The following is a 1,478-nucleotide window of genomic DNA, read 5'->3' on the forward strand; positions in this document are numbered from 1 at the left end:
AAGTGAGAGTGTCCCTATGTTCTTCGTCAAGCTGCTGTTGGTGTTTGGGCCTGGTAAACGGTGCCGTCGCGGAGCATGGCGTAGAGGGTGTCGCAGCGGCGTCGGGCGAGGGCGATGAGGGCTTGGTTGTGGTGTTTGCCTTCGGCTCGTTTGCGGTCGTAGTAGGCGCGGGAGAGCGGGTCTTTGAGGGCCGCGAACGCTGAGAGGTAGAGGGTGCGTTTGAGGACTTTGTTGCCTTTTCGGGAGGCGCGGTCGGCCCGGACGGAGGTCCCGGACCGCCAGGTGACCGGAGTCAGGCCGGCGTAGGAGGCCAGGTGCCCGGCGGTCGGGAAGTCTTTGCCGGCGACTTCGGTGAGGATCCGTGCTGCGGTCCTGATGCCGACCGCCGGCAGAGACATCAGGACCTGGTGAAGAGGGTGGGCCTCCACGAGGGCTTCGACCTGGGCGTAGACGGTGAGTCGTGACTCGTGCAGCCCGGCGAGCATGGCCGCGAGCTGGGGCAGCACTATGGTGGCGGCGTTCGTGCCCACCACGGTTACCGTCTGCCTGCTCAGTGCCTCGATGATGTCATCGGCAAGGCGGGCGCCCATCCGGGGCGCGAGCTTGGTCAGCCGGTTCGTAATTCGTCGCCGGCCGGCGTGGCGGAGCGCTTCGGGCGTGGGCCAGGTCCGCAGCAGATCCAGGACCGCCGGGTGGTCCAGCCGCGGGCCCAGGACACGTTCGAGCGCGGGATGGATCTGAGTCAGCAGCCCCCGGATCCGGTTCGAGGTCGCGGTGGCCTGCTTGGCCAGATCATCATCGAATCCGCAGAGCATGCTCAACTCGGCGAGCTGGACGTCGGAGAGCTGGACCGAGCGCAGGGTATGCGGCATGGTCCGCGCGGCATCAGCAATGATGAACGCATCGCGTGCATCCGTCTTCGATTCCCCGGGATGCAGGTCCGCGATCCGGCGCATCGCCAAACCCGGAAGGTACCCCACCACAGCCCCGGCGGCCTGGGCCACGGCAACCGGAAGCGCCCCGATCGTCGCGGGCTGGTCCACCACAACAAGGAGCCGGCCATGATGTTCAAGCTCGACCAGGATCTCCCGGATCCGGGCCTCGTCGTTGGGCAGCGCCCGGTCCAGCAACTTCTTTCCCGCCCTGTCCAGGGCAACAGCATGATGCTCGCCCTTGCCAACATCGACACCAATGAACACTTCAACGTCGTCATGGTTTCCGAGCACCTGGCACCTCCAGTCGTAGTCACCTAACTCCCGTACTGGCCCACCACGGTGTCAGGGCCCGGCACCCACGTTACGCACGACGTTCCCACACTGTCCTGCCCCTATCAGCGGTCTCCCCGGCACCTACCAGCCCCAGGTGACAACACTCTCAGGATCATCATCAACAGAGCGTCGGAATCATGCCCAGGGACCAGCAGGCCAGCACACCCACATCCTGCAACAGGAAAGGGCTACGAAAAAGGTAACGAGCGT

The 1,478-nt window shown here is 65.2% G+C and carries 1 pseudogene; it reads right to left on the minus strand.

The annotated features are described in order from the left end of the window. Positions 1-26: 26 nt before the first annotated feature. Positions 27-1,273 (minus strand): annotated as a pseudogene (locus tag QRN11_RS15125) (IS110 family RNA-guided transposase). Positions 1,274-1,478 lie beyond the last annotated feature (205 nt).

It is taken from the genome of Pseudarthrobacter sp. fls2-241-R2A-168, assembly GCF_030209335.1.
GTDB lineage: Bacteria > Actinomycetota > Actinomycetes > Actinomycetales > Micrococcaceae > Arthrobacter.